This window comes from Flavobacterium sp. N2550 (assembly GCF_025947265.1).
In the GTDB taxonomy this organism is placed as follows: domain Bacteria; phylum Bacteroidota; class Bacteroidia; order Flavobacteriales; family Flavobacteriaceae; genus Flavobacterium; species Flavobacterium endophyticum.
The window spans coordinates 112,298-138,530 of the sequence record NZ_CP110007.1 but is presented as its reverse complement, the minus strand read 5'-3'; the positions used below and the strand labels follow the sequence as shown (position 1 = coordinate 138,530).

General features: G+C 48.6%; 27 protein-coding genes. 17 read left to right on the top strand and 10 right to left on the bottom strand.

Annotated features, from left to right (window positions below):
* Positions 1-7: 7 nt before the first annotated feature.
* Complete coding sequence (locus OLM56_RS00605) at positions 8-3,673, top strand: metallophosphoesterase (protein WP_264527965.1); 3,666 nt, start codon at positions 8-10, stop codon at positions 3,671-3,673.
* Here OLM56_RS00605 and OLM56_RS00600 read toward each other — a convergent pair.
* Positions 3,656-4,531 (bottom strand): hypothetical protein, encoded by an 876-nt coding sequence (locus OLM56_RS00600; protein ID WP_264527964.1) that lies wholly within the window; start codon positions 4,529-4,531, stop codon positions 3,656-3,658. The two genes, OLM56_RS00605 and OLM56_RS00600, sit on opposite strands and share 18 nt — an antisense overlap.
* A 140-nt stretch (positions 4,532-4,671) precedes the next feature.
* Here OLM56_RS00600 and OLM56_RS00595 point away from each other — a divergent pair, with 140 nt between their 5' ends.
* The 4 genes from OLM56_RS00595 to OLM56_RS00580 are packed head-to-tail and all read left to right on the top strand — an operon-like array spanning position 4,672 to position 9,650.
* Positions 4,672-6,651, top strand: a complete 1,980-nt coding sequence (locus tag OLM56_RS00595) for an LTA synthase family protein (RefSeq protein WP_264527963.1) — start codon at positions 4,672-4,674, stop codon at positions 6,649-6,651.
* On the top strand, positions 6,648-7,529 hold the full coding sequence (locus OLM56_RS00590) for a diacylglycerol/lipid kinase family protein (RefSeq protein WP_121375135.1): 882 nt from the start codon (positions 6,648-6,650) through the stop codon (positions 7,527-7,529). The genes OLM56_RS00595 and OLM56_RS00590 overlap by 4 nt, the downstream gene beginning before the upstream one ends.
* Positions 7,530-7,562: 33 nt before the next feature.
* Positions 7,563-8,231, top strand: a complete 669-nt coding sequence (locus tag OLM56_RS00585; RefSeq protein WP_121375134.1) for a response regulator transcription factor — start codon at positions 7,563-7,565, stop codon at positions 8,229-8,231.
* Between the two features lie 6 nt (positions 8,232-8,237).
* Positions 8,238-9,650 (top strand): sensor histidine kinase, encoded by a 1,413-nt coding sequence (locus OLM56_RS00580; RefSeq protein WP_264527962.1) that lies wholly within the window; start codon positions 8,238-8,240, stop codon positions 9,648-9,650.
* A 121-nt stretch (positions 9,651-9,771) separates the two neighbouring features.
* Here OLM56_RS00580 and OLM56_RS00575 read toward each other — a convergent pair whose 3' ends face one another.
* Entirely contained in the window at positions 9,772-10,218 is a 447-nt protein-coding gene (locus OLM56_RS00575) for a KTSC domain-containing protein (protein ID WP_121375132.1), read from the bottom strand.
* A 203-nt stretch (positions 10,219-10,421) separates the two neighbouring features.
* Here OLM56_RS00575 and OLM56_RS00570 point away from each other — a divergent pair, with 203 nt between their 5' ends.
* From OLM56_RS00570 to OLM56_RS00550, 5 genes are all read left to right on the top strand, one after another.
* A complete protein-coding gene (locus OLM56_RS00570; protein ID WP_264527961.1) occupies positions 10,422-10,952 on the top strand; it encodes an HD domain-containing protein in 531 nt (176 codons plus the stop codon).
* 177 nt (positions 10,953-11,129) lie between these two features.
* Positions 11,130-11,429, top strand: a complete 300-nt coding sequence (locus OLM56_RS00565; protein ID WP_121375130.1) for a bZIP transcription factor — start codon at positions 11,130-11,132, stop codon at positions 11,427-11,429.
* 502 nt (positions 11,430-11,931) lie between these two features.
* Positions 11,932-12,573, top strand: a complete 642-nt coding sequence (locus OLM56_RS00560) for a DUF6266 family protein (protein WP_264527960.1) — start codon at positions 11,932-11,934, stop codon at positions 12,571-12,573.
* A 177-nt stretch (positions 12,574-12,750) separates the two neighbouring features.
* The gene (locus OLM56_RS00555) at positions 12,751-13,593 is read left to right on the top strand and encodes an FRG domain-containing protein (protein ID WP_264527959.1); all 843 of its coding nucleotides are present in this window, start codon (positions 12,751-12,753) and stop codon (positions 13,591-13,593) included.
* A 4-nt stretch (positions 13,594-13,597) separates the two neighbouring features.
* Positions 13,598-13,873 (top strand): hypothetical protein, encoded by a 276-nt coding sequence (locus tag OLM56_RS00550; RefSeq protein WP_264527958.1) that lies wholly within the window; start codon positions 13,598-13,600, stop codon positions 13,871-13,873.
* 22 nt (positions 13,874-13,895) lie between these two features.
* Here OLM56_RS00550 and OLM56_RS00545 read toward each other — a convergent pair whose 3' ends face one another.
* Entirely contained in the window at positions 13,896-14,678 is a 783-nt protein-coding gene (locus OLM56_RS00545) for an alpha/beta fold hydrolase (RefSeq protein ID WP_264527957.1), read from the bottom strand.
* 46 nt (positions 14,679-14,724) lie between these two features.
* Entirely contained in the window at positions 14,725-15,078 is a 354-nt protein-coding gene (locus OLM56_RS00540) for a winged helix-turn-helix transcriptional regulator (protein WP_264527956.1), read from the bottom strand.
* A gap of 98 nt (positions 15,079-15,176) precedes the next feature.
* Here OLM56_RS00540 and OLM56_RS00535 point away from each other — a divergent pair, with 98 nt between their 5' ends.
* The 7 genes from OLM56_RS00535 to OLM56_RS00505 all read left to right on the top strand — a co-directional run bounded on the left by OLM56_RS00535 (position 15,177) and on the right by OLM56_RS00505 (position 21,400).
* Positions 15,177-15,548, top strand: a complete 372-nt coding sequence (locus tag OLM56_RS00535) for a DoxX family protein (protein WP_121375123.1) — start codon at positions 15,177-15,179, stop codon at positions 15,546-15,548.
* 179 nt (positions 15,549-15,727) lie between these two features.
* Positions 15,728-17,065, top strand: coding sequence for a tetratricopeptide repeat protein (locus tag OLM56_RS00530; protein WP_264527955.1), 1,338 nt, complete (start codon positions 15,728-15,730; stop codon positions 17,063-17,065).
* 108 nt (positions 17,066-17,173) lie between these two features.
* Positions 17,174-17,950 (top strand): hypothetical protein, encoded by a 777-nt coding sequence (locus OLM56_RS00525; protein ID WP_264527954.1) that lies wholly within the window; start codon positions 17,174-17,176, stop codon positions 17,948-17,950.
* Between the two features lie 71 nt (positions 17,951-18,021).
* Positions 18,022-19,329: an alpha/beta fold hydrolase gene (locus OLM56_RS00520; RefSeq protein WP_264527953.1), complete on the top strand. Its 1,308-nt coding sequence runs from the start codon at positions 18,022-18,024 to the stop codon at positions 19,327-19,329.
* Positions 19,330-19,347: 18 nt separating this feature from the next.
* The gene (locus tag OLM56_RS00515; RefSeq protein ID WP_264527952.1) at positions 19,348-19,827 is read left to right on the top strand and encodes a DinB family protein; all 480 of its coding nucleotides are present in this window, start codon (positions 19,348-19,350) and stop codon (positions 19,825-19,827) included.
* Between the two features lie 115 nt (positions 19,828-19,942).
* Positions 19,943-20,905, top strand: coding sequence for a S41 family peptidase (locus OLM56_RS00510; RefSeq protein WP_264527951.1), 963 nt, complete (start codon positions 19,943-19,945; stop codon positions 20,903-20,905).
* A gap of 81 nt (positions 20,906-20,986) precedes the next feature.
* A complete protein-coding gene (locus tag OLM56_RS00505; protein ID WP_264527950.1) occupies positions 20,987-21,400 on the top strand; it encodes a DUF6157 family protein in 414 nt (137 codons plus the stop codon).
* A 64-nt stretch (positions 21,401-21,464) separates the two neighbouring features.
* Here the strand turns inward: OLM56_RS00505 and OLM56_RS00500 are convergent, their stop codons facing one another.
* The 6 genes from OLM56_RS00500 to OLM56_RS00475 form a co-directional block, all read right to left on the bottom strand.
* Positions 21,465-22,061, bottom strand: coding sequence for a short chain dehydrogenase (locus OLM56_RS00500; protein WP_264527949.1), 597 nt, complete (start codon positions 22,059-22,061; stop codon positions 21,465-21,467).
* A gap of 36 nt (positions 22,062-22,097) precedes the next feature.
* Positions 22,098-23,060 (bottom strand): NAD(P)/FAD-dependent oxidoreductase, encoded by a 963-nt coding sequence (locus tag OLM56_RS00495; RefSeq protein ID WP_264527948.1) that lies wholly within the window; start codon positions 23,058-23,060, stop codon positions 22,098-22,100.
* A gap of 65 nt (positions 23,061-23,125) precedes the next feature.
* Positions 23,126-23,359: a hypothetical protein gene (locus OLM56_RS00490; RefSeq protein WP_182492685.1), complete on the bottom strand. Its 234-nt coding sequence runs from the start codon at positions 23,357-23,359 to the stop codon at positions 23,126-23,128.
* Positions 23,360-23,447: 88 nt separating this feature from the next.
* On the bottom strand, positions 23,448-24,311 hold the full coding sequence (locus OLM56_RS00485) for a helix-turn-helix domain-containing protein (protein WP_264527947.1): 864 nt from the start codon (positions 24,309-24,311) through the stop codon (positions 23,448-23,450).
* Positions 24,312-24,429: 118 nt separating this feature from the next.
* A complete protein-coding gene (locus tag OLM56_RS00480; protein ID WP_121375113.1) occupies positions 24,430-24,981 on the bottom strand; it encodes a T9SS type A sorting domain-containing protein in 552 nt (183 codons plus the stop codon).
* 6 nt (positions 24,982-24,987) lie between these two features.
* Complete coding sequence (locus OLM56_RS00475; protein WP_264527946.1) at positions 24,988-25,965, bottom strand: hypothetical protein; 978 nt, start codon at positions 25,963-25,965, stop codon at positions 24,988-24,990.
* Between the last annotated feature and the right edge of the window lie 268 nt (positions 25,966-26,233).

The following is a 26,233-nucleotide window of genomic DNA, read 5'->3' as shown; positions in this document are numbered from 1 at the left end:
TGCCTGCTTGATAATTTTTTTACAGTCCTGCGCCACGAACCACTCGCAGTTTGGAAGCAAGGCCCCTGTTACGATCAAAGACAACTTTGATAACCCCAAAGCCATTTCACATACCTTTTATCTTGTAGGCGACGCAGGCAATGCCGATGAGGTGAGATCGCAGCAGCTATTAAAGCTGTTTGAAGAAAGGCTCAAAAAAGCCGATACCAACAGTACCCTGCTTTTTCTGGGAGACAACATCTACCCGCTGGGCATGCCGCCAAAAGAAAGCCCCGACAGAAAGACGGCAGAAGAAAAGCTCGACATACAGCTGGCGCTCTCCAAGAGTTTCAAAGGAAAGACCATATTCATACCCGGCAACCACGACTGGTATAACGGAGTAGAAGGACTAAAAGAACAAGAAAGGCTGGTCAACGAGTACCTCAAGCAGAAAAAATCCTTCCTTCCGAGAAAGAACTGCGGGATCGACCATATCAATATCAACGACAACCTAGGACTGATCGTAATCGACAGCCAGTGGTATCTGGAAGACTGGGACCAGCATCCTACCATCAACAACGACTGCGACATCAAGACACGCGAGCAGTTTTTTGAAGAATTAGAAAACAAGTTGAACGACTACCAAAAAAAGACCACCATCATTGCCATCCACCATCCGCTGATGAGCAACGGCACCCATGGCGGCGAGTTTTCGCTAGAAAAGCATCTTTTTCCGTTCAGCAAAAAAATACCGCTGCCGGTCTTGGGAACGGTCGTCAACCTGCTGCGCAAGACCTCTGGCATCAGCCCGCAGGACTTGCAGAATAAAAAATACAATGCCTTTGTAAAAAGAATCAAGACCCTGATACAGACCCGTAGCAACGTGGTCGTAGTTTCGGGGCATGACCACAACCTGCAATACATAGACAAAGACAATGTCAAGCAGATCATCAGCGGCGCCGGATCAAAACACGAGGCCGCCAGAGCGATCAATGAAAATGACTTCTCTTTCGGAAACAACGGCTATGCCGTGCTCGAAGTGCTCAACAACGGCGCCTCAAAAGTGTCGTATTATGGTGCCGATTCCAAAGGAAAAGAAGGCTTGCTATACAAACAGCAGCCTACGTTCCCAAGGCCAAAACCGAACCTGAGAGAATTCCCGAATACTTTTCCCACCCATAAGGACACGACCATCTATACTTCAAAAATGACGACCAAAGGCGGCGCCTACCGTTTCCTTTGGGGCAAGCACTACCGAAAGATCTACAGTACCCCGATAAAAGCAAGAGCCGTAAGCCTCGATACGCTATACGGCGGGCTGACGCCTACCATTTCTGGCGGCGGACACCAGTCTAAATCGCTCAGGCTGGTAGACAAAAACGGAAAGGAATATGTGATGAGGGCCCTGAGAAAAAGCGCTACGCGCTTCCTGCAATCCGTAGCTTTCAAAGACCAAGCCGTAGAGAAAGACTTCCGTGACACCTATGCAGAAGACTTTATAATGGACTTTTACACGACGGCCCATCCGTATACGCCTTTTGTAGTAGCCGAATTGGCCGACAGGGTAGGTATAAGCCATTCCAACCCTAAGCTGTTCTATGTGCCAAAACAAAACAGGCTGGCCCTGTTCAATGAAGACTATGGCGACGAGCTCTATATGATCGAAGAACGACCGATGGACGAATTCAAGGACCTGAAAAGTTTCGGCAAGCCCGGCAAGATCGTGAGTACAGATGACGTACTGGCCAATGTCCGCTCCGATGAAAAATACGAAGTAGACGAGCAGAGCTATATCCGAGCCAGGCTGTTCGACATGCTTATCGGCGATTGGGACAGGCATTCTGACCAATGGAGATGGGGCGAATACAAAGAAAACGGAAAGGTAATCTACCGTCCGATTCCGCGTGACAGAGACCAAGCCTTCTCCAGATACGACGGCACGCTGCTGTCGATACTGATGAACATTCCGGCGCTGCGCCACATGCGCTCTTTTGACGACAAGCTCGACAACGTCAAATGGTTCAACCGCGAAGCCTATGCACTAGACCTTGCCTTTATTACCAAATCAGACGGAAGCGTCTGGAAGCAAGAAGCCAAATACATTACCGACAACCTTTCCAACGCCGAAATCGACAAGGCATTCGAAAAGCTGCCGAACGAAGTAAAGGACGCCTCGATAGACAAGATCAAATCCGACCTGAAAGCCAGAAAGAAATACCTGGAAAAATACGGACAAGAATACTATGAAGTGCTGCAGAAAACAGTACTCGTTGTCGGTACTGACAAAAAAGACCGTTTTGTCATTACCCGATCTGGAGATGCTACCAAAGTAGAAGTCTACCGTATCAAAAAAGACAAAGAAGAGCTCATCCACGAACGAACCTACCACTGTCCGGAAACCAAAGAACTGTGGGTATACGGATTAGACGACGATGATATCTTTGAAGTAAAAGGCGAAGGCCGAAAAAGACTCAAGATCCGTCTTCTTGGCGGACAGAATCACGATACCTATGACGTAGAAAGCGGCAAGAAAGTGCGAATCTATGACTCGTCTACCAAAGACAATACGATCACCAGCACTGGAAAAGGAGAAAAGATGCTTTCCGATTCCTATCAGATCAATACCTACGATTACGAAAAACCGAAATACAACGTCTTGGCAGGATATCCCTTATTAGGATTCAACCCTGATGACGGTGTCAAGGTAGGAGCCAGGGTCAACTATACCGTAAACGGCTTCAACAGGTTCCCCTATTCACAAAGACACGTCGTAGGCGCCAATTACTATTTTGCGACCAGCGGCTTCGAATTGTACTACAAAGCTATTTTTCCGCACCAAGTCGGAAAATGGAATTTTGTAGTCGATGCCCTCTATACCAGTCCTAATTTTAGTATCAACTACTTTGGTTTCGGTAACGAGACCGAAAATCCAGACGATGATATCGACATGGATTATAACCGCGTGAAGATACGTAGGCTAAAAGCCACTCCTTCTTTGCAGTGGACTGGAGAAATGGGCGGTTCGGCCGTGGTGCAGGCCAGCTTTGAGCGCGTACAGGTAGACAAGACCGCCGGACGCTTTATTACCCTGCCGGGTGTCGTGAACCCTGATGTTTTCGACTACAAGAACTTTGTAGACCTGAGCGCCAAATATACGTTTGAAAATTACGACAACCCATCGAATGCTACGCTGGGAATGGTCTTCTCAATGCTAGGCGGCTATACCATAAATATCAATGAAACCGGCAAGAAATTCCCGTATGCGGAAAGCTCGTTAGGCTTTACCTATAAGATTTCGACCAGCGGCAACTGGGTATTGGCTACCCTGCTCAAAGGAAAAGTCTTATTTGACGACGAATACGAGTTCTACCAAGCGGCTACCGTAGGCGGCGACTTTGACCTGCGCGGTTTTAGAAACCAGCGTTTTTCCGGCAAGCAGTCCTTTTACCAAAGCACCGACCTGCGCTGGAACCTCGGCAAGGTAGACAACGGCTTTGCGCCTTTGCGCTATGGTGTTTTTGGAGGATTCGACTACGGACGCGTTTGGGTTCCGGGCGAAGAGTCAGACAAATGGCACCAAGCTTATGGTGGCGGTATCTGGATCAACGGCGTGAATCTGGTTACAGGTAAAGTCTCCCTGTTCAACTCAACAGATGGTGTCAGGATTTCGGCAGGACTAGGATTTGGATTTTAGGTCGGCCAGCTTGATCTCATAAAGATTGCCGCCCGTCTTTTTGCTTTTTTCATCCACGATAAGAAGCGTCTCGTTGTCTTTAAAACAGACGCCTTCTTTTTGGGTCACGTCATTCAGCTCGAACATTTCGGTCGTTCCGCCCAGAAAATCAGTTCCCGAAAAACCCGAAAGCAGCCACACCTTGCTTGCGCTCAACAGCACGACCTTCTTCCCGTCAGGGCTGATGTCGGCGCTGGTAATAGCACATTTGTGGTAGCTGTCGCACGCCTTGAATGTGCCCAAGAGCTGCGCCTTATGGTTGCCGCTTTGGTTCGGCACCCTGTACAACATGACGGTTCCGTCAAAGCCCTTGCTTCTGTTTTTGGTAAAGATGTAAAAGTTGCCCTTGTAGAAAAAGAACGATTCCGCATCATAAAAAAGCTCCGACTTCTTCGGCGGAAACTGCTGCTGCTCCGGATAGTAGAACGAAATCTTGGCAGGCGATACCGCCGTCTCGTGCAGCAGGTCGCCCGCATTCACCTTATAGATGCAAAGGTCTTTGCGCAGGTTGTCGTTATTGCCAAAATCCCCTACATACACATTGCCCTCCTCGTCGGTAGCAAGATCCTCCCAGTCTACGTTTGCCGCATTGGTTACGGTAATCGTATGCGCGATCTTTCCGTCGGCATCCAGGCCATAGATTCGGTTTTTATTGCCGCTGTCTTCGGCCACCCAGATATAAGGCGAAGCCTTCGAGACCGCTACGGCAGAAGCCTCTTTTAATGACAGTTTCTTTGTATTCGTCGGCAGCTCTTGCGATTTTCCAGAACAGGAAAGGAGTAGGACCGATAATAGTGGCGATAGCGTAAGTAGTTTCATAAGCAATTTTTAATAGGTAAATATAGGAAATCGCCCGCAAGAAACATAGCCTGCCTATTCTTAAGATTCACTTAAGACTGCTTGGCGCATCCAATTTAAGGCAATTCGTGCCGTTACATTTGCAAAACAAAGTAACAGACATGAAATTAAAATCATCATTTCAATTTGAAATTTCCCTGCCTCAGCGGTTCTCGCTCCTATGGAATTTCTTCAAAGGATTCTTGTTCCTGTCAATGGTGCTCCGCATCGTCTTTATGTTCTGGCAGAAAGATGAGGTTTCTTGGAACCTGGTCACGGTGCTAAGGACATTGGCAACCGGAGCCTTTTTCGACAGTGCGGTTGCCGGCTTTGCAGCCTTTCCAGGAATCCTCTATCTGCTGCTGTTGCCAAATCGATACAGCGGCTCCCTGCTAGATAAGATAGTTGTTTATTTTTTCTTTTCGCTTACGGTACTTGTCTTAGTATTTGTGTTTTTTGCCGAAATAACCTTTTGGGAAGAATTTAGAACCCGCTTTAACTTTATCGCGGTCGACTACCTTATCTATACCCATGAAGTAGTCCGCAACATACAAGAATCCTATCCGCTTCCGTATCTTATCCTAGGCGTTGCTGCCATCACCTTGCTGATTGTGTTCCTGTTTAAAAAAAGAGGCATTTTTGCGGCCACATTTGCTGGAAAAGCTTCCCTGAAGCAGAAGCTGTCCCTGTTTATTTCCGCCTTCCTGATATTGTCTTTCTATGTCGGATTTATAAAAAACAACCAAGCCGAATGGTCTTCCAACCGCTATAATAATGAAATTTCCAAAGCCGGAATCTATTCGTTTTTTGCCGAATTCCGAAACAACCAGATGAAATACACGCAGTTCTATACGGCAATCGATACCAAAAAGGCCTTCGAGACCGTAAGAAACGAAATAGCAGAACCCGACAGCCGCTTTATCAAAGGCGGAACGTCTATCCGACGAGAAATCACTGATTCGCTGCCTTCAGAAGCAAGACCCAATGTTGTTTTCATATTGATGGAAAGCATGAGCGCCAGCTTTATGAAAGAATTCGGGAATGAAAAAGACATTACGCCCAACATGGACAAGCTGGCCCAGCAGAGCCTTTTCTTTACCAATCTCTACGCTACCGGAACCCGAACCGTGCGCGGCATGGAAGCCGTTACCCTATGCATCTTGCCCACTCCAGGACAGAGCATCGTGAAGCGTCCCGACAACCAGAACCTATATACAGTTTCCAATGTCTTTCAGGAGAAGGGCTACCAGAATAGCTTCTTTTATGGAGGCGATGGCTACTTCGATAATATGAACTGCTATTTTGGCGGCAACGGCTTTACGATATACGACCGAGGGAGAGGAAGCGTGCTGAGTGATAAGATCAAGACCGAGCGCCACAATATAGAAGACAGCGAAGTGACTTTCGAGAACGCCTGGGGCATCTGCGACGAGAACATCTACGACAAGATGCTCCAAGTGGCCGACGAGCATTTCGCCTCAAAAAAGCCCTTCTTTAATTTCGTGATGACCACTTCCAACCACAGGCCCTATACCTATCCAGAGGGCAAGATCGACATACCTTCTGGCAAGAACAGGGATGGAGCGGTGAAATATGCCGACTATGCGCTTGGCCAGATGCTCGAAAAAGCAAAAACAAAGCCTTGGTTTAAGAATACGGTCTTTGTGATTATTGCAGACCACTGTGCCAGCAGTGCAGGAAAAGACGAAATAGATGTCGCAAATTATCATATTCCAGCATTTATTTATAATTTGCCGGCCCAAGCGCCGGAAAAGGTACTGCAGCAATGCTCGCAAATTGATCTATTTCCTACCTTGTTTGCAATGTTACGCTGGAATTACCGTTCTAACTTCTTTGGGAAGAATGCTTTAGGAAGAACCTACACAGAAAGAGCCTATGTAGGCACCTACAGGAAGCTCGCCTATATGAAAAAGAACAAGGCCCTGATATTGTCTGACCAGAAGCAGCAGGCCCTTTATGACTGGAACAAGAAAACCAATGAGCTCAAGCCTGTCCCGATGGACAATGCATTCCTGGAAGAAGCCATATCCGGCTATCAGGCGGCAGATTATTTATTTACGAACAAATTGCTTAAAGAATGACCTATATCCATTTTATCGTCAATCCTATCTCTGGAAAAGGAAAACACCAGATTACCAGAGAATTTTTGGAAGGACATTTTCCTGTTGCATCCTACAAGATAGAAATCGACTATTCCCGATATAAAAAACACGCCATAGCGCTGACGGAAAAAGCCATAGCACAGCAGCCCGATATCATCGTAGCCTGTGGGGGCGACGGCACTATCAGCGAGATCGCTTCGCAGCTTGTCAATACCAATATAAAGCTGGGTATCATCCCGGTCGGTTCAGGCAACGGCCTGGCATCTAACCTCGATATCCCGAGGTGCGTCACAAAATCCATAGCCATCATCAAAAAGCAAAAGTCGGTTGCCATCGATTCCGGAAAGGTCAACCAGTACTGCTTTTTCAGCAACATGGGGCTCGGTATCGATGCCATGATCATCAAGAAATACGAAAACGCCAACAAGCGTACGCTGTCTGCCTATGTGAACGCGTCGCTCAAGGCCAGCTCGCAATACAAGCCCCAAAAGGCCATACTGCGCTACAACGGAAAAGAGCAAGAAGCAGATCCGTTCCTGCTGTTTATCTCCAACTCTAACGAAATGGGCTATAACATGAGCCTTACCCCAAAAGCCAGCCTGTCAGACGGCTTTTTAGACCTGCTCTATGTGCCCAAGATAAGCTTTCTGCAAAAAATGCTTTTTGGAGGCCTGGTAGTAACCAAACAGTCAGAAAAATTCAAAAAGGCAGAACACGCCATGATCCAGAGCCTCAACGCCGAGCTGCCCGATAGGATTTTTACAGACGTGCAGATCGATGGCGAATACCACAGGCTAGAGACCAACAAGGTGCAGGTAGACATATTGCCCAAGTCGCTAAACGTGCTCGTATCCTGATATTTTGACCCTATTTATCTAAAATTGCCGCCTATGAACATACTAGTAGCCGAAGACGAGATCGGAATTTCAAACTTCCTGAAACAAGGACTCGAAGAAGAACATTATACAGTGACCCTGGCTTCCGACGGAGAACTTGCGCTCCGGCTGGCTCTGGCACAGCATTTTGACCTGCTGCTGCTTGACTGGATGCTGCCCAAATTGTCCGGTATCGAAGTCTGCAGGTCCTTTCGCAAGGCCAACCAATCAACGCCTATCGTATTTCTTACGGCCAAAGATACCGTGCAGGAAACCATCGAGGGCCTCAAGGCAGGCGCCAACGACTATATCAAGAAGCCTTTCAGCTTTGAAGAACTGCTGGAACGCATCAAAGTACAGTTTCGCTCGGCCGCCTCAGAAAACAAGACCTATACGCTCGGGCCTATCCGATTAGACATCGAAAAGCACCAAGTCTTTACGCATGACAAGGAAGTCTATCTTACCCATAAAGAATTTTCCCTGCTCGAATACCTGATCAAGAATAAGGGCGCGGTCTGTACCCGCAACCAGATCATCAAGGAAGTCTGGAATATCCATTTTGATTACGAGTCTGGAGTAATTGATGTGTTTATCAATTCGATACGCAAAAAGCTGGGGCTGAAAAAAGAAGAAGACTACATCAAGACTATCCGCGGAATTGGCTACATTGCAAATGAAATCTAGCAGCCCATGCCACTGTCGTTTAAAAACAGGATTGCCGTCTACAACCTCATCAGTGCGGCCACGCTGATCGCAATAGTATTTGCGGTCGTATATGTTATAGTCTCCCTTTCTGTCAATTACGATATCAACCAGAACCTCGGTACCGAGATCCGCTACCATCAAGACTATGTGGCAAACCAGCCGTCGAGCCATCCCATGCTGGTTGAGCCTGGCGAATGGGATGAGACCGAGCACAACGAGATTGATGTCAATCCCATATTTGTCCAGATTTTTGACAGCACGGGGCGTTTTTACGAGAAATCCAACAACCTCAAAGGCGAAAACCTCAAGCTCCGCTATGAAGAAACAAACATCCATTCCCAAGATACCTATCTCGTCGATATTCCTGTCAGGCAGGTACAGGCGCCGCTCCTCAACCACGGCAAAAAGGTAGGCTATGTCATCATAGCCATGTCGGTAGAAGAAGAAGTGCGGGTCTTGGGCAACCTGAGCCGCGTGCTGTTTATTGCCTTTCCTATTGTGCTGCTAGCGCTGTTCTTTGTCACGCGCTTTATTGCCGGAAGAAGCATAAGGCCCGCCGTAGACATTATCAATACAGCGAGCAAGATCACCAACAGCAACCTGAGCGAACGTATCGAACTCCCAAAAAACAAAGACGAGCTATTTGAGCTCTCTGCTTCCATAAATCAGCTGCTGGACCGTATCGAAGATGCGGTTGTCAGGGAACGCCAATTTACGTCAGATGCCTCCCACGAGCTGCGGACACCGCTGGCCGTCATTCAAGGAACGCTTGAGGTGCTGATCCGCAAGCCCCGCGAAAGCGCCGAATATGAAGAAAAGATACGCTACTGCATCAGCGAAGTCAACCGCCTTAACGACCTGGCAGACCAGCTGCTGCTGCTTGCCCGGTTCGAAAACCAGAAGGCGGCCGTGCATATTGAAGACGTGGCAGTCGATGAGGTCATCCTGCAGGTACTGGAACGCTACTCCTCTAAGATTGCGGCCAAGAACATTGCGCTGGGCTTTGAATCAGGCCAACACTTCTGGATCCGCTCAGACGCCTACCTCTTCTCGGTCATTCTCGATAACCTGATTTCTAATGCCGTGAAATATACAGGAGAAAATGGCAGGATTGATATTGCCCTAGCAAGGCAGGAAGACAGGATTGTCTGCTCGATTGCCGACAATGGTGTAGGCATTGCGCCAGATGACCTTCAGAAAATCTATAACGAATTTTTTAGGGCCGAAAGCCAGAGACGAGCCGTAAAAGGAACAGGTCTTGGACTATCTATCGCAAAGAGGCTGTGTACGCTGCTGCATGCCGAGCTAAAAATACATAGCGACTTAGGCAAGGGCACAAGGGCCGAAGTCATTCTTGCCGCCGCACCTAATCTCGAAACAATAGTGCCCCAGCCGTAATCGGCAAGGCATGCAGGCTGCGAATAGGTTTCCGAATCCCAAGAGTAGGCACAGGACAGCCGGGCATAAAAAAAGGCCCTCGGTTTCCCAAGAGCCTTGCTTATTATAAAACGTGCAGCAATTAATCTTCGGCTGCAACGCCTGATTTTCTGTAGATAAAGCTGCCATAGATATGTCTTCTGGCAAAACGGCTTGGCGATTCTGCATTCACCATCTTGATGTAGGTGTTTCTCGGAACCCCGATATACTCATACGAATTCCCGTTCAGGTGCTGGATGACCAAGATCTGCTTTTCGTAGTAGAAATCATGGATGTTCGATTTTGCCGTAGTCTCGGTATACTCGTCGCGGAAACGCTCTTGTGTTTCCGGATTGATGCTTACCAAAAAGTGGTAGGCCTCGATCACCGACTTGCTTCTTTCTTCTGCCTCAAGCTTTCCAGCCTCATCATCTACGAACTTGTCAGGGTGCGAATCTTTCATCACATTCCTGTAGATCGTTTTCAATTCTTTTAGCGTAACGGTCTTGTCGACTCCCAAAAGCTTCCTGTGCTCAACAATTCTTTTCATAAATACTACTTTCTTTTAATCGGGCGCAAAAGTAGGCAAATAAAAATAAAAAATCCTAACCCGTTCAGTATTAATTTATTTTGGCTTCAAAATTGGCCCGAATCGGCGCAAAACCACCTGCCGCTATTCGCTTTTTATACGTATCTTGCATCCAGCGAGCACTATAGGTCGCACAGCGAGCCTAACAAACCAACAGACAGCTTATGGAACATCAGGAACAGGCCATCGAAACACTGCTGCAGCCCTTCCGGCAGCAGCTTGGCGGCGACTACGAAAAATACAAGAACCACACGTGCCGCGTACTGGCCGCCTCTATGCTGCTCGACAGTGCCGTGGAGAATAGCGAGAAGTATGCCATAGCCGCCGCCTTTCATGATATCGGCATCTGGACGCACCATACGCTCGACTACCTCGGCCCTTCTGCCGAGCAGGCGGCAGCCTACCTCAGCAAAGCCGGAAAGGCAGACTGGGCCGGCGAGATTGCGCTGATGATCCACTGGCACCACAAGATGACGCCCTATAAGGGCGAAAATCAGCACACGGTAGAAACATTCCGCAAGGCCGACTGGATCGACGTGTCATTGGGACTGATGCGGTTCGGGACCGATGGCAGGCGCCTCCGCGATAACCGCAAAAGATGGCCCAACTTGGGCTTCCATCTTTTTTTGGCCAAAGGCACGTTCAAGAACCTGCTGCGCCATCCGCTTAATCCGCTGCCCATGTTCAAGAAATAACTCCAAAAAGCAACATCACGAATAGGCCGGTAAACTGTTTTGTTTATCGCTGCGGCCGCCCGCTTCAGGACCCCTGAGCCCGCCAAAAAAAATACATTTTAGGCATACTTTTCCGAAGTTTTTGCCGTTATGGGAGAAACATACGAACCGATACAAACCTGTTAAACTATACGCCAAATGAAAGAAGAACTCGACCGACTGCGCAAAGAAAACGAAGAACTCAAGGCCAAGATACAGCGCCTCGAAAACGAATGCTGGTTTGACACCTCAGACCTGATGAGGATATTCAAATGCAGCGACACCAAGATTGCCAAGATGCGGAAGCAGCAGCAGATTCCTTACGAGCATTTTGGCGGAACCTTTATCTATCCCAAGATCCATTTTACGCACATGCTGGTGCTCAAGAGCTACAAAAACTTCAAGACCTCAGACCTAAGCCATTACCCGCCGTCTTTGCTAAAAGACTTGGGCCTATAGGCGTTCCTGCTTTCTGGAGTCTGAAAATCACCCTCTTTTTTATGCCATAGCGGCTGCTCAGGCAGGCTATTTCTTGTCCTGTCGTTACGTTCCGATGCCTTATTTTGAGCAATCGGCAAAGCCGTTCTGCAACCCTCTGTTCGGGCTTCCTTCGGGAGTGGTTCGGGACTTGTTCGGCAGGAAACTTTTTTTGGGTCATTTTCCCGAACGAGACCCGAACGAAACCCGAACAAAACCCCTACCGATTCGGTGCCAAAAACAGGCCAAAAATTAGCCTTTCGGTACCCGTTTTCAAAAGTCTCCAAAAGCATCAAAAACCCGAATCGGAACGCATAATCTGCCCAAAAGGCGAAAAAAAGCTTCAAGAGGCATTGAATACGGCCTTTTCCTATTGTCTTCTTTCGTGCCGTTACAGTCTGACACAAAGCGACTTACCTTAGTGTCACCGCAGGCGATACTAGGGTCTGCAAGTCGATTTATTAACCATTAATTTTTTAAGATTATGGGCAAGTACAACAAAGGCATCCTGGGCGCTTTTTCCGGCAAGGTCGGAAACGTGGTAGGTGCCAGCTGGCGCGGCATGGATGTGCTGCGCAGCCTTCCGAGAGCGGGCACTAGTGCGCCGACAGAAAACCAGCTGCAGCAGCGCGAAAAGTTTGCGCTGGTCGCGCGCTTCCTGCTGCCGTTCAAGCCGATGCTGGCGAGCTATTTTGGCCAGCCGAGCGGCGGCCGTTCGCGAACCAATCAGGCGACGAGCTACCACCTTAGGGAAGCGGTGGTGCTAAATGGCAGCGTGCTGTCTATGAATTATGCCAAAGTACTGCTGAGCCGCGGCGATCTGCAGGGCACGACGCAGACGGTTGTTACTGCCAGTGCTGGCAACCTGCTGCGCTTTTCGTGGGCAGACAATTCGGGACAGGCAACGGCCAAGCCGACCGACCGCTTAATGATAGGCGTGCACGATGCCGAAAGCGGCTTCTCGGATTTTTTTCTGGCCGTGGGAACACGCGACCAAGCGGCTGCCGAAATCACGCTTCCGGACTATTATGCGGGAGCGCAGGTGCACTGCTGGATGGCATTTGCTTCTGAAAATGGCAAGCTGAATTCGACCAGCGTCTATTTGGGCATAGTCGAGGTGGTGTAGCGCTGGCAGCAGCGCAGGAAAGGGGCCTTGGAGGATTTTTCTCCGAGGCTTTTTTTATAGGCGCGCGCAACGGGTTCTGTACGGGGCGGGGAGCATTATTTTTAGGTGCGGATGCATTTAGTAGGAGGCAGATATCATAGTTTTTATATCTTTATACGGCACAATCATTTCTTTTGTATGAAACTAATTTCCTCTTCTTTTTCCCATACCAATCTTGACGAAAAAAGTAGCCATCCTGACGACAGGAGGTGGGCGGCTGCCACGCCTTGGGATGCCATAGCCAGGTCTGAGGCCCGAAAGGTACAGACGTATGACGACTTGGTGACCGATGTTGCCCAGATCATGTTCTACAATCGGAACCTTGCCTTGTATTACAGGGGGCAGTCGAAGGACTATAAAAAGAACGGCATGACAACGCTGCTGCCTACCATCTACAGGAAAAAGGAAGGCGAAAGGCTGATGCTCAAGGAAAAGTTTGCCCTGCTGGAGGAGAAGGTCGGCGATATCAAACGGCTGTTTTCTGAAAGCGAGGTACGGTATGAAGGCATTTCGATGCTGAAAAAATATCCCGAGATTGCCTGGTCGCTGTTGCAGCATTATGAGATCTGCGAGACGCCGCTGTTAGACATCACCCATTCCCTGCACGTGGCCTGTTCGTTTGCTTTTGACCGGAACAAAGGAGAGACGGGCATTGTTTATGTACTCGGCATGCCTTGGCAGACCGACGGCATAGGATACAATACGTATGAGGAACTGCTGAATGTGAAGCTGCTGGGCGTATGTCCGCCGCAGGCACAGCGTCCGTTTTTTCAAGAAGGCTACCTTGCGGGCCCTTTCCCAAACTACCAGCTAGACAACCCGAGGCGCGTGCCTCAGTTTGATTTTGCGCGCAGGCTGATTGCCAAGTTTGAGATTCCGATAGACCCGAGCTTTTGGGGCGACGGTTTTGGGCGCATTCCTTCTAAGAAATTATACCAGCCAAAGGATAAGATATTTGAGTTGTTGAATGAAAAGCGATAGGTAGATGGGATATAAGATTTCGGTTATTTTTTTGTTTGTGTTTTTAGGTGCAGTTATGGCGCTGCTGTTGAATTTGCTATTAATTGAGCAGTTAATAATTCCAGATTTGTGTTATTATCATAGCCATCCAACAACTGCTCTTTTTGATGTTTTTTATAATTTCCCGCCTGGTGAGGGAGGACATCCTGCGCCAACCCTTTTTAATCTCATTTTTACCTTATTGCTAGGCGGACTGATGGGTTTTATGTTAGCAAAAAGAAAATTGAAAAAGAAGGTATGATATAGGATTAATAAGCGGAATGTTATCCTAGATTTTCTATAAATTCTTTTGTCATAGCAAGCGTTAACTCAGGAGCTTCTTTATGTGGCGTATGCCCGATTTCCGGAATGCTATATAACAAAGCCTTCCCGCTCACTTGGCTGACTGTTTTTTCTGCCTGTTCCATAGTACCGTATTCATCGGCTTCGCCCTGTACAAACAAAAGTGGACAGGTGATTCCCGATAAAAAAGATTCGATATTCCATTCCCTAAAATCATCCCGCGTCCATGTTTCGGTCCAGGCCTTAAACAGCGTACCGACCTTGTCGCCGTGGTATTTCTGCAGGCGCTCCGGCAGGCTGGTGGTCTTATAGGCTTCCATCGCTTCGCGGATACCCTGCAAGGTGACTTCTTCTACAAAAATATGAGCGGCTTCGCAGATTACGGCTGTGATTCTTTGTCCGTAACGGCTTGCGGTAATCAAGGCGATAGAACCGCCGTCGCTGTGTCCGAATAAGAGGGCCTCATGAATGTCTAGCGCGGCCAGCAGTCCGTCCAATACGGCCGCTTCCGTTTCCAGATAGCGCACGGGCCTTTCGTGCGTGAGCATTGGGGCCGACTTGCCATAGCCCAATCGGTCATACACCAAAACATTGCATTGGGCGGCTTCGGCCAGCTTTTGCGGAAAATCGCGCCACAGTGCCGTACAGCCCAAAGAGTCGTGCAGGAAGACCAAGGTAGGGCGGTCTTTGCGCGTATTCTGGAATTCGATATAAAGTTCTTGTCCGTTTATAGTAATCAGCCTGCCGTTATTTTGTGGTGTCATCAAGGGCATACGAGTTAGGTTGTGGGCATTTTTTGGAGTATCGGCTTTAGTGAGAAGGCTCTTTCTGCTCTCCCCATTCGTCCATCAATTCCAAGATTTCCCGAAGCGAATGGCCCAGTGCTGTCAGCTCGTATTCTACCTTGGGCGGCACCTGCGGGTAGACGATACGGTTTACGAGTCCGTCCTGCTCCAGTTCTTTCAGTTTTGAAATCAGCATGCGTTCCGAGATGCCTTCGAGGCGGGAGCGGAGCGCGCTGTAGCGGAGCCTGTCTTCGTTGAGCAGGTAGCTGAGGATGTTGATCTTCCAGCGCCCGCCGATGAGCGAGAGCGTGGCAGAAATACCGCAATTTTGGTTGAGGTGCTTTTCGTTGATGCTGTTGGTAGAATTCTCTTTGCGCATACGTACTTACTTATTTGTTAGTATCCAACAATTTTGTAGGTTCTGTTATTCCTGCAAGCTAATAAAGATATTTGCAATAACAAAATCACAGTAGTATCATGAAAAAAATCAACACCCTCGTGCATTGGCTGAGTTATGCTTATTATGTCTATGTTTTCGGCTATGCCTCGCTTTTTAAAGTATTCCAGAAAGAATCCATGATGTCCAGCATGCAATCGCTGGGCTTTAATACGGCCTGGACGATCGCCATCGGCATCTTTGAGCTGATAGGCGTCTTGATAGTCGTGGCCGGACTGTGGAAGCCCAAGCTCAAGAACGCCGGCATCCTGTTTTTGGCTCCGTTTGCGGCAGGTGCATTTACGGCCCATATGGCGCATCAAGAATACCATCATTACTTTGATTCCTTGGCGATGTGCGTCTTGACCGTCGTGTTATTGTATACTGACAAGCAGTTTAAGATTACGCTATAAGCGATCCGGCTGCTGGACGCGATAGGATAGACCTTTTTTTATGGGGCTGCCGTTTCTTGACGGCAGCCTTTTTTTAATGGTAAAAATACAGGCATATAAAGAAAGCTGCTATATTTGGTCATCGGGCATCAGGGCAGCACGGGCTGTCGGCCGCTATACCAATTACTAGAACAGCAGCAATGGGATTATTTGGTTTTTTTGACAAGAAAGAAAACGATTCGCCTGCCAAGGAAGATCTGGACAAGGCAAAAGATTATTTTGACAAGGGCGAGTTTCAGGAAAGCCTGCGGGCCTTGTCTTGGGGTTTTAAAAAAGACGCGGGCCATAAGCCGCTCTATAGGCTGGCAGCGGACAGCCTCAAGCAGCTGGGCGGTTATGACGAACAAGAACTCTTTGAAGCCGTCTATCGCGACATGCGTAATGCCGAAGGATTCGATGTCTTGGGCAGCTTTTATTTTGAACAGCAGTATTATGACATGGCACAGGCCTTTTATGAAAAAGCGGTCGAGCTGCAGCCCGATAACGAAGAGGCGCGGCACAACCTTGCCATCTGTTATGCAAGGCAGTTTGAGGTAGGGAAGGCCGTTGAAGTGCTAAAGAAATCAGACCTTGGCGACTTCTGGAATATGTATTTTTTGAACAAGTGCAAGCTGCTGCATGGGCAATTAGACGGAGTGGCAGAAGCTGTGGCGGGCCTGAGGGCTGTTATCGATACGTATCCCAACGAAGAAGAAATTGAAATACCAAGGATGAAGATTGTAGAACTGGAGGAAACGCTGCAGCGCTACAATACGGTAGCCGAAGCGCAGACGCACATACGCGACTGGCAGTACATACAATACGGCGGCGTGATGCTGGACTTTTTTGAAAGGGAAGACAGCGACGATTATGTGGCAGGCGGCAGGTATGTGGCAAGCTGGGGTTCTAACGAATCGATAAAGGCGGCAGCCGAAAAGCTGGCGCGACTGGCGGACAGGCTTTCGGTTTCTTTCCGAGACATTGCGGCACTTCGGGATCGGGATTCTGAGATTATCGGAAGGCTGCTGGCCAGGCAGCTCGGCATAGGCTTCGGCACCTACAGTCCGGAAAGCGAACACGAGGGCAGCCTTATCGTTGCCGCAGACAGCTCGCTGCTGATGGAGTACCAAGAGCTGGGCACCATACGCAACGGCCAGATTGTCTTTTCGCTGAACCATAGCTGGCTGGATGCTGCGGCCGTGACGCCGGATATTATCGGCTTTATGACGCAGACGTATGTGTTTCCGTGGAACGGAGGGGGCTTTAAGTTGACAGATCCAGAGCAAGGGACTTTAGAAGAAACGCAGCCAGACAGCCGCCAGCCCGAAGAAATCGCAGCCGATATTTTTAATGCGGAATCCGAAGAGCCTGAAGCAGACCCGCATCTTGAGTTTTATGCTTCCCGACGGGACTACCTGAAAGGAATAGGCTCGGAGGCAGGCAGCAGCAGGTATGTTTTTATGATCGAGAGCCCGGTGCCGGGATCTTATTTTGCCTAGGACAGATAGGAAGGGATGCCAACCTATCCAGTTAAAATAAAAAACACAGGCGTAGCGTTTAAGCCGTAAAGCAGAAGCATTTCGCAGCCTGCAAAAAACCAGAACAAGATGAAAAATATAGTGGCATTTCTTTTCCTTTTTATCGGAGTCGGCAGCGTGCAGGCAGACTGCGCGATGAGCGGCATGGATTTTTTCCCGAGGCAGAAAGAAATCTCCCTGAATCCGATGTTTATTGTCCAAGGCTATTCCCGCAGCCAGAAGACCATCGAAAGTTTTGGCAGCAGAAAGGCCTACTTGAAGGATGCTGAGGGACAGATTACCGAACTGCAGCTCGTTGAGGTTCTGAAAGGACGCAGGGGCGTATCGCAGGCTCTTTTCAAGGTGTCGGGAACCTTATTGCCCGACAGGCGCTATACCTTGCACTTTGAAGGGGAGACGGAAGCAGAGGCAGCGGAGATGCAGCGAAACGATCCGTCGACCGGAAAAAGAGAACGGGTGTATTGGCAGACGGGAACCGCGAGCGAGCAGCCAGCGCCCGACCCTGCCACCAAGATAACCTATGTAAGCAATAAATGGCAGGTATTTGGGTGCGGCGATGCCGCAAACGCCATCTTCAAGAGCAAGGCAGGCGGGAAAAACGAAATCTGGTACAAGGCCGAATTGGTAGAAAACAAGACGGGCGAAAAGACTGTTTTTTATATTCCTTCGGAAGAAGGCAAGCTGTGGGTCGGATTTGACATGTGCGGTGGACCGTTTTCGTATGCCCGTAAAGGAACCTACAAGGTTCGGTTTACGCCGACCAGCATTGACGGAAAACAAGGCGCCATCACCCAGTGGATGACCTTCAAGAGTCCGTATGAGACCGAAAAAGCGTTTGGCGGCTAAGCCTCTTTCCATTTTTACAATTTTTACTGCGCCAGCCTCTTTAGTTTTGTAGGAACAAACACGACAAGAAGATGAACTACCTACTCGCAGGCTTTTTTCTGATGTGCCAGCTGCAGGTACATTCACAGCTGAAATATACAACGACCAATGTCGGGCTCGTCAAGCTTATCGAGGCCAAGAAATATGCAGGAAAGCAATTCCAGCTTGTGGTCGATATCAAAAGCCAGCCCGCCGATTCCATCAGCGGCAGCGCAATCATGAGCCTGCAGACAAAAAAACAGGATTGGGACTATATCAACAGCGCCCGCCAAGGAGCCATGGTACCGAGCGGTACTGCAGGATGGAATACCTATACCGTCAGCGGTACCATTGATGCCGAAGCGCATAAGATATGGGCGATGCTGGTTACCTACGGCAATGGCGACTTTTGGTTTGATGCGGTCCGGTTCAAGATCAAAGAAGGCGAGGGGTGGACAGACATACCGGTAGAGAACGGCGATTTCGAAAAATCGCCTGCCCAAAATCCGCTCAAGGGATTCAAGAATACCGAGTCGGCCACGAAGAAAGGGGTCACTGCTTCTTTGGAGAAGGAGCGCGGCCGAGGGCAGTTCTTGCACATCCATGCCGAAGGCGGTACCATCGTCAAAAGGGCACTCTATGGCAACAATGCCGGAGCGGGCAGCTATGTCACGAGCGCAGGCACAAAAATCTATTATGAAATCTATGGCCAGGGCGAATCCTTGCTGCTGCTGCATGGCAACGGCGGTTCGATCAGCAGTTTTGCGGGACAGATTGAAGCCTTTTCTAAAAATTATAAGGTCATAGCCGTAGATACCCGAGGGCAGGGCAAAAGCCTAGACACGACAACAAGCTATTTTTCATACAATCAGTTTGCCGACGATATGAAGGTGCTGCTGGACTCGCTGCATCTGAAACAGGTGAACCTCGTGGGCTGGAGCGACGGAGGCAATACGGGGCTGCTGCTGGCAAGCAAATACCCAGGCTATGTCAAGAAGCTGGTTACTATGGGGGCCAACCTCAACCCTTCGGACAAGGCGCTGGATAAAAAGATACTCAAGCAGGTAGCCAAGGACCTGAAAGAGATGAAGGACCAAAAGGATGCAGATCCTGTGGTTATCCGCCTGATGGAAATGCTGCTGAAGGAACCGAACATCAGTCCGGAGAGCCTCAGCACCATCACGGCCCAGACGCTGGTGATGGCGGGAGAGCATGACCTGATACTGGAAGAGCATACGAGGCTTATAGCCGCCAGCATTCCGGGCGCACAGCTGCTGCTGCTCAAAGGGCAGACGCATAATGTGGTGGCCGATAATCCGGAGCTGTTTAACAAGGAAGTGCTCGAATTTTTAAAGAAATAACAAGAGATGCATATGTTTATGAAAGACAGGAGTAAAGACATGAGCCATATCGTCAAGACCCAAAGAAACGTGATCGGAGGGGAGAATTGGTATGGAGAGAATTTCAAGAATAAGATCGACGGACTTACGGAAGCGCAGGCTTTTGAACGTCCGGTTGCCAGAGTGCATACCGTGGCAGAGCTGATCTCGCACATCACGGTATGGAGGGACTCGATTATCGGAAAGCTGAAAGGCCAGCCTACGGGACTGACAATGGAGAGTCCGGAGAACTGGAAAGACAACGAGCTCCTCAAGCAGGAGGGCTGGGAACGGCTCAAAAGGGAGTTTTATGAAAGCGCCGAAACATTGATTAGCCTTTTGGAAAAACGCGAGGATGCTTTTTTGGAGGAAACCTATAACGGGAACGGCCACGATTGGAGAGGGCTCCTGGAGGGGCTTATACAGCACGATATTTACCATCTGGGTCAGATTGCGATAACTTTAAAATTAATGGAATAGGCCTGCAGCGCAGGCTTGTCTTTTTGCTGGCAGCGCCAAGGATACGGCTTGCTGTCTGGACAATGGCAGCATTTGCCTTGTTCAAATTCAATCCAATAAACAACACTTACCTATAATGAAAAAAATGATTGCCCTATCCCTGTTGCTTTTTGTCTCGCTTGATGGCTATTCACAAGCCGACAGCATCAAGAATTATGTTGCCGAAGCTTTAGGCGTGATGAAGCAGTATTCTGTAAACAAGCACCGGCTCGATTGGGACAAGCTGTACCGCACGGCTTATGATTCTGTAAAAAAATGCAAGACCCTACGCGAGACTTATCCGTCGCTTGTACAGGCGCTTCACAGCCTGGAAGACAGCCATTCTAATTTTGCAGTTCCCGAAATGGTAGCGCAGTATTCCCAACGCTACGATTTTCCGAAAGCAAAAGACAGCCTGATAGTGGGCAAGTATGCCTATATTACGATTCCGCCAATAGGAAACTTCAACAAGGAAGATTGGAAAGAGTACGTAGGATTGGTGTATGAAAAAGCAGCAAGGCTCGACAAGGCCAATCCTGAGGCATGGATTATCGATCTGAGGGATAACGACGGCGGCATGTTCCATCCGATGTATGCGGCCATACAGCCGTTTCTGGACAAGAAAAAGGTGGTGGGCGATATCGACCCGCAGGGCAAGACAAGGTACTTTTCGTACTCGGGCGGAAAGGTGTTTTATGACGGCAAGCTGGATCACGTGTTCGAAAACAGGCTAGTGAAATTAAAAACGGCTTCTAGGCCTATTTTTATACTGACAAGCAAAAAAACGTCGAGTTCGGGAGAGTTTACTGCGGTAAGTTTTGTGGGACAGAAAAACGTAAGGCTGGTAGGGAAGAATACGCAGGGGCTGACATCTGCCAATACGGAGTACAAGCTTTCTGACGGCGCCATGCTGATATTGACGGTAGGGAATCTGGTAGACCGAAACAAGAAAGAATATAAGGTCATTGGTGAAGGGATAACGCCGGATATTCTGGTGAAGGGCAACGAGCTGCAGGAGTATGTAAATGAAATCGAGACGTATCTCAAGGCTAAAAAATAGGAGAGCACCTTGCCAAGAAATGGCTTTTTGGTTATATTTGGTACAGGATGCTTTATACAAAAACAGCAGGCCCAATACCCGATGAAAACGCATACGACCAACTACAAGGATACTTTTATCGAGGCGGCAGAAGACTGTCCGGCCGTAAAAGGAGAACTGCCGCCTGTAAAGGGAGACGCTAAAACGATAGCGAATATTCAGTTTGACCTCTTGAGCAGGAACCCGTATCAATTTACGTCAGACGATATACTCTTTCAGGTATATGCGCTGCGGAACGACCTGTCTCCTGGCGAGCTCGCGGCGGCAAGGGAACAGTTCTTTTCAAAAGGACAGGCATGCCTCCGGACTTCGCCGCTGACAAAACGCTACGGCTGGGGCATCCACAACGATAGCAACGGAAAGGTAGCGCTGTACGGACGCGAAACGGATACTTATGAAGCGTTTCGAAAGGACAAGAACCTTAAGATAGTAAAGGCCGTAAGGTCGCGCAAATAGCCTGTCTGTGATAGATACAATAAAAAAGCCCTGCAACAGCAGGGCTTTTTTATGGCCTAAGACATCAATAGGGTTTTATGACCTGTCCGGTGTTGGCGCCAAAGACGCTTTTGCGGAAGCCGTATTCCAGCTGTTTCATGGTCACGGGAATATCGCCGGGAAAGAAAGGGAAATACTGGGGCGAATCTTCGATGACGGTAGGGCTTACGGCATTGATTCGGATGCTGTTTTCTAATTCGATGGCGGCGGCGCGTACAAAAGCCTCGACGCCTCCGTTAGCGGCCGATGCACTGGCAAAGTTCAGTACCGGCTCTTGTGCCAGCGCTCCGGTAATCAGGGTGAAGGAGCCTTTGGGGTTGATGTAGTGCTGGCCTATGAGTACCAGGTTGACTTGTCCCATCAGCTTGCCGTCGATTCCTTTTTGGAATTCTTTTCCGGTCATGGTCTTCAATGGGCCTACATACGAAGGTCCTGCGGTAGAGATGAGCGCATCAAAAGGTCCTGCCTGCTTGAACATATTTTCTATGGATGCGGCAGAGGTGATATCGGTTGGTATGTCGCCGCTTTTGGAAGCTACTCTTATGATTTCGTGTTCTTTTTCAAATGCGGCTGCCAGGTGTCTTCCCATGGTTCCGGTTGCGCCTACGATTATGATTTTCATGTCTTGTGATTTTTTTAAGTGGGTAGGATGAGCGTCTTAAAACGCCTCGAAAATTAGCTTTTTGCTTGCGGCTACGCCCGCCATTGTTCCTGCCGAAACGGCCATGGCCACGGCACGCATGCGGGTAGTGTTATCGCCGCAGGCAAAAATGCCGTCTATGGTCGTCGCCTGAAGGGCATCGACCTTGATATAGCCTTCTTCGGTCAGCTCGCATCCGAGGGCTTCAGGAATACTGCAGTGCTGTTCAAAGGGTCTGGGAGCATAGAGGGCTTTCAGCGGTGCTCTTGTACCGTCCTTGAAGGCGATATGGTGGAGGTAGCCATCCACGTGTTCTAGTCTTTCGATTTCTTTTTCGACTATTTTTATACGGTTCTTCTGGATGGCTTCTGCCTGTTCGGGAGTCAGTATGGAAGGGCCGTTGGTGTATAGGGTCAGGTCTTTGGTCCAGTTGGAGATAAGACGGGATACTTCGTAGCCGTGTTCTCCGTTGCCGACTATGCCGGTCGTTTCATTGCGCACTTCGTAGCCGTGGCAATAGGGACAGTGGATGGCAGAAATTCCCCAGCAGTCGGAAAATCCGCTTATTTCGGGCATGATATCGCGTACGCCCGTGGCAAAAATTAATTGCCCGGCATGGAAGGTCTCGCCTGATGCAGTCTGGATTTCAAAACCGCTGCTCGTCTTCTTGCCGCCGATAGCAAGCCCGATGAAAAAGGAAACGGTATCATAGAATTGTACCTGCAGTTTGGCTAGGGTTGCGATGGCCGCAGGGGTGTTTCCGTCTTGGGTAAGGAAGTTATGGGAATGGGGCGTCTGCGCATTGCAGGGCTTGCCGCTGTCGATGATCAGGACTTTTTTCAAGGCCCTTCCTAGAGCCATGCCTGCAGCAAGTCCGGAGTAGCTGCCGCCGATGATGATTACATCAAATGTGCTGTTGTCTTTCATGTCGTCGTATTTTGAAAATGGAGTTATTGAAAATGGGAGGGCCAGTGCAGTCATGGCGAGCCCGCCCTGCTTGATAAATTCGCGTTGGGAGGGAGAAGCCGGGAGTTTTTTTCCTGCCTTCATCTCGGACTGTTTTTAGGGTCTTTGGGCAAAAGCCTTCGGAGGATAAAATCGACCAAGGGAACGCCGATAAAAATGATCCACGGAACCAAAGCCAGCGTGAGCAGTAGGGTTCGCTGGTATAAGGGCAATACGGATAAGGGCTTTCCGAACAGGTAGAGAAACAGCGTGATAGAGGGATAGATAACTACCCATATCTTGAGAGAAGCCAGTAGTTTCATTCTTGTTTTCATACAGCTTGCGTTTGAAGTGTTAGTACAAGTGCAAAGTTACTTCTGGATGCAAGGGGAAGGATAGGACAAAAATAAAGTTGAATAGGACTTATTTGAAATTATGGCGGAAGGCTTCTGGCGAGAGGCCGATATGTTTTTTAAAGAAACGGATAAAATAGGAAACGTCTTCATAGCCAAGATTGTAGGCTATCTGGTTTACTTGGTTCGAGGTAGCGAGCAGCTGCCTTTTGGATTCTAACAGGAGGTGTTCGTTGATCAATTCGGAAGCCGTCTTGTCCATTACTGCTTTTGTGATGGAATTGAGCTGGTAGGCCGAAAGGTGCAGCAGGTCGGCATAATAAGAAACCTGCTTGTGCTGGGTGCTGTTGGCTTCGAGAAGGTCTAGGAACTTATCAAGCTGTTCTTGTACATAAGGATTGATAGCAGCAGCGCCGGTCTCTCTGTTTTTGCGGTGCCGGACGAGCTCGATAAAGAAAATGCTGAGGTTGGATTTGATGACTTCGTCATAGCCTTCTTGCTTGTCGGTATACTCTTTTAGGATAGCCGCAAGGATGGAATCTAGCTTTTGGAAGGTTTCGGAATCGAGCGAGCAGAAGTTCTTGTTGCTTGCCTTGCCCAACAGCCTTTGCGAGAGCTTGTTTTGGGAATAGAAAAAATCATTGCGGAATTGGATGAGGTATCCGGTGCTGCCTGCCTTTAAGGTGAGCTTATGTACCTGCCTCGGACGCATCAGGAACACGGAATGGTTGCAGACTTCATACGGCGTAAAGTCGATTTCATGGAAGCCCGTGCCGTTTTTAAGGATCAGGATAAAGAAGAAATCGTGCCTGTGGAGTTCCTGCACCATGTCTTTTTCTGCCAGCAGCTCTTGGATATCCCGTATGCTGAAGCCGCCGGACAGGCCGGGTTCTTTTTGGGTTTCGGGGATATGCCGTACCGGAATTTTATCCATACTACCAGATAATGCTGCAGGGTTGCTTTTATGAGATTCAAATATAGCAAAAAAATGGGTTGGCGTGTCGGGCTTAACGGGCCAATAAAAAAGCCCTGCATGGGCAGGGCTTCTGTTTTTAGTTCTTGACTATTTTGTCTCGGAAGACTTGTCCGTCAGCGGTCTCTACCGTAATCAGGTAGATTCCAGAGGAATAGTTGCCGAGTTCTAATTGCAACGACGTTTCGTTTTTGGCTTCGTGCGTTGCGATCACTTTTCCGTCGAGCGTGGCCAGCGTTATTTTTGATAACTCTGCATGGTCTACAGAAAGGTTCAGTGTCGATTGTACCGGATTCGGGTAGGCCATAAGGGCTGAGATAGCGGCAGACTTGTCAGAGAGTCCCTGCTGTCTTGCTTTTGGCTTGCCGCATGGCGCAATATGAGCCAGAAACAAGGCGCCCGATTTGATATAGACATCGTCTTTGAGCTCTACCAAAACTCCTGCACGAAGCGTGCTGTCGTAGCCCGGACTCACTCCATAGCCCGAGGAACCTACTACGGTATTGGAAGCCTGATGTAAGACAGGTGTGGTTGTTTCATAGGTAGTGAGGGTGATGTCGGGCACGCATCCTTGGGCCTGCAGCTGTACTGCCCCAAGAATGAAGGTCAGAAAGAGTATACATTTTCTCATAGCATCTTATTTTTTAGCGGCTAGGCTTTGTACCATTTCTCTCAATTCTTTCAGCTCTTCGGCTTGTTTTTCATTGATTTTGTTCTGCTCGATGATATAAAGCGTCAGTTCTTCTATTTTCTCTTGCTGGATTTTTGCCATCTCGCCTACAGAAATACCGTCTTGCTCGACTTGCTTTGCAGACGGCACATTCATAAGATGTCCTTTTTCGGCAATGTGCTGCTCTACTTCTTTTAGGGATGGAAGCTTGTAGCTTTCTTCAAAAACATAGTCGGCCCAAGTAGTAGCTACGCGGATTTCTTCTGCAAGAAGCCCTCCCTTGACGAAGAATTTATAGCCAGATACATCTACGGAGCCTGCTGTTGAAGGGAAATCTGTGACGTTGATTCCGACTTTTCCAGTTGCGAATTCTCCTTTGATAAGCGGATTAGGCTGGGAATAGTTGTAGTTTTCTACGATAAAAGCGCCGTCTATAGTCTGGCTGAATCCGGATCGGATGCCCAAGAAGACGTTTCCTTCGCCTATGGTTCCTTCTCCCGCACCAGCGCCCACATAGACATTGTAGCCTCCAGAACTGTTGTTTCCAGATTCAAGGCCTAGGAACGTGCTGTGCGTGTCGTTGTTTAAATAACCCGAATAGGCGCCCACGTAGGTATTGGAGTGCCCGTTGGTTTCATCTCCGGCAGCAATACCAACAAAGGTATTTGCAAAACCGGAACTGTTGCTTTGTCCGGCATAAGACCCTAGGAAGGTATTTCCCCAGTTGGCATTATACTTTCCGCTGAAGTTACCGATAAAGGTATTGTGGTTGCCCAATGTGTTGGTCATACCGGCTTCATATCCGTAATAGGTGTTTTGTCCGGCACCGCCGCTTCCGGCATTGAGCCCGCCGCTCGTTAAGAGGCTGTTGGATTGAACATTTTGCGCATTCGCAAATAAAACGCTTAGGCCAAATAGGCCAATGAATAGTGATTTGGATTTCATTTTACATAAAATTTAATAGGTTAATACTGTAAATTTAAATAATAAGAAGTACCGTTAATCGAAAGATAGGAAATGTAACAAATTCTCGTTTTGCGAATAATAAAGTAAGAAAAAAGTTAGTTTTTTGTTTGTAGTGTTCTGTTCTTCAATGTGTTGGTTTTTATAGTGGCTGTCGCATATTGTAGTGGTTTTGGCTGTAGTATTGGGTTGTGTGAGCTATCCGCAGCAAAATGGTATTGTTTTAGGGCTGCTTAGGCAAACCCTACCC

Coding starts and splice junctions, on each gene's coding strand:
- OLM56_RS00600 (WP_264527964.1), bottom strand. CDS start 4,531: ATGAAACTACTTACGCTATCGCCACTATTATCGGTCCTACTCCTTTCC.
- OLM56_RS00595 (WP_264527963.1), top strand. CDS start 4,672: ATGAAATTAAAATCATCATTTCAATTTGAAATTTCCCTGCCTCAGCGG.
- OLM56_RS00590 (WP_121375135.1), top strand. CDS start 6,648: ATGACCTATATCCATTTTATCGTCAATCCTATCTCTGGAAAAGGAAAA.
- OLM56_RS00585 (WP_121375134.1), top strand. CDS start 7,563: ATGAACATACTAGTAGCCGAAGACGAGATCGGAATTTCAAACTTCCTG.
- OLM56_RS00580 (WP_264527962.1), top strand. CDS start 8,238: ATGCCACTGTCGTTTAAAAACAGGATTGCCGTCTACAACCTCATCAGT.
- OLM56_RS00575 (WP_121375132.1), bottom strand. CDS start 10,218: ATGAAAAGAATTGTTGAGCACAGGAAGCTTTTGGGAGTCGACAAGACC.
- OLM56_RS00570 (WP_264527961.1), top strand. CDS start 10,422: ATGGAACATCAGGAACAGGCCATCGAAACACTGCTGCAGCCCTTCCGG.
- OLM56_RS00565 (WP_121375130.1), top strand. CDS start 11,130: ATGAAAGAAGAACTCGACCGACTGCGCAAAGAAAACGAAGAACTCAAG.
- OLM56_RS00560 (WP_264527960.1), top strand. CDS start 11,932: ATGGGCAAGTACAACAAAGGCATCCTGGGCGCTTTTTCCGGCAAGGTC.
- OLM56_RS00555 (WP_264527959.1), top strand. CDS start 12,751: ATGAAACTAATTTCCTCTTCTTTTTCCCATACCAATCTTGACGAAAAA.
- OLM56_RS00550 (WP_264527958.1), top strand. CDS start 13,598: ATGGGATATAAGATTTCGGTTATTTTTTTGTTTGTGTTTTTAGGTGCA.
- OLM56_RS00545 (WP_264527957.1), bottom strand. CDS start 14,678: ATGACACCACAAAATAACGGCAGGCTGATTACTATAAACGGACAAGAA.
- OLM56_RS00540 (WP_264527956.1), bottom strand. CDS start 15,078: ATGCGCAAAGAGAATTCTACCAACAGCATCAACGAAAAGCACCTCAAC.
- OLM56_RS00535 (WP_121375123.1), top strand. CDS start 15,177: ATGAAAAAAATCAACACCCTCGTGCATTGGCTGAGTTATGCTTATTAT.
- OLM56_RS00530 (WP_264527955.1), top strand. CDS start 15,728: ATGGGATTATTTGGTTTTTTTGACAAGAAAGAAAACGATTCGCCTGCC.
- OLM56_RS00525 (WP_264527954.1), top strand. CDS start 17,174: ATGAAAAATATAGTGGCATTTCTTTTCCTTTTTATCGGAGTCGGCAGC.
- OLM56_RS00520 (WP_264527953.1), top strand. CDS start 18,022: ATGAACTACCTACTCGCAGGCTTTTTTCTGATGTGCCAGCTGCAGGTA.
- OLM56_RS00515 (WP_264527952.1), top strand. CDS start 19,348: ATGAAAGACAGGAGTAAAGACATGAGCCATATCGTCAAGACCCAAAGA.
- OLM56_RS00510 (WP_264527951.1), top strand. CDS start 19,943: ATGAAAAAAATGATTGCCCTATCCCTGTTGCTTTTTGTCTCGCTTGAT.
- OLM56_RS00505 (WP_264527950.1), top strand. CDS start 20,987: ATGAAAACGCATACGACCAACTACAAGGATACTTTTATCGAGGCGGCA.
- OLM56_RS00500 (WP_264527949.1), bottom strand. CDS start 22,061: ATGAAAATCATAATCGTAGGCGCAACCGGAACCATGGGAAGACACCTG.
- OLM56_RS00495 (WP_264527948.1), bottom strand. CDS start 23,060: ATGACTGCACTGGCCCTCCCATTTTCAATAACTCCATTTTCAAAATAC.
- OLM56_RS00490 (WP_182492685.1), bottom strand. CDS start 23,359: ATGAAAACAAGAATGAAACTACTGGCTTCTCTCAAGATATGGGTAGTT.
- OLM56_RS00485 (WP_264527947.1), bottom strand. CDS start 24,311: ATGGATAAAATTCCGGTACGGCATATCCCCGAAACCCAAAAAGAACCC.
- OLM56_RS00480 (WP_121375113.1), bottom strand. CDS start 24,981: ATGAGAAAATGTATACTCTTTCTGACCTTCATTCTTGGGGCAGTACAG.
- OLM56_RS00475 (WP_264527946.1), bottom strand. CDS start 25,965: ATGAAATCCAAATCACTATTCATTGGCCTATTTGGCCTAAGCGTTTTA.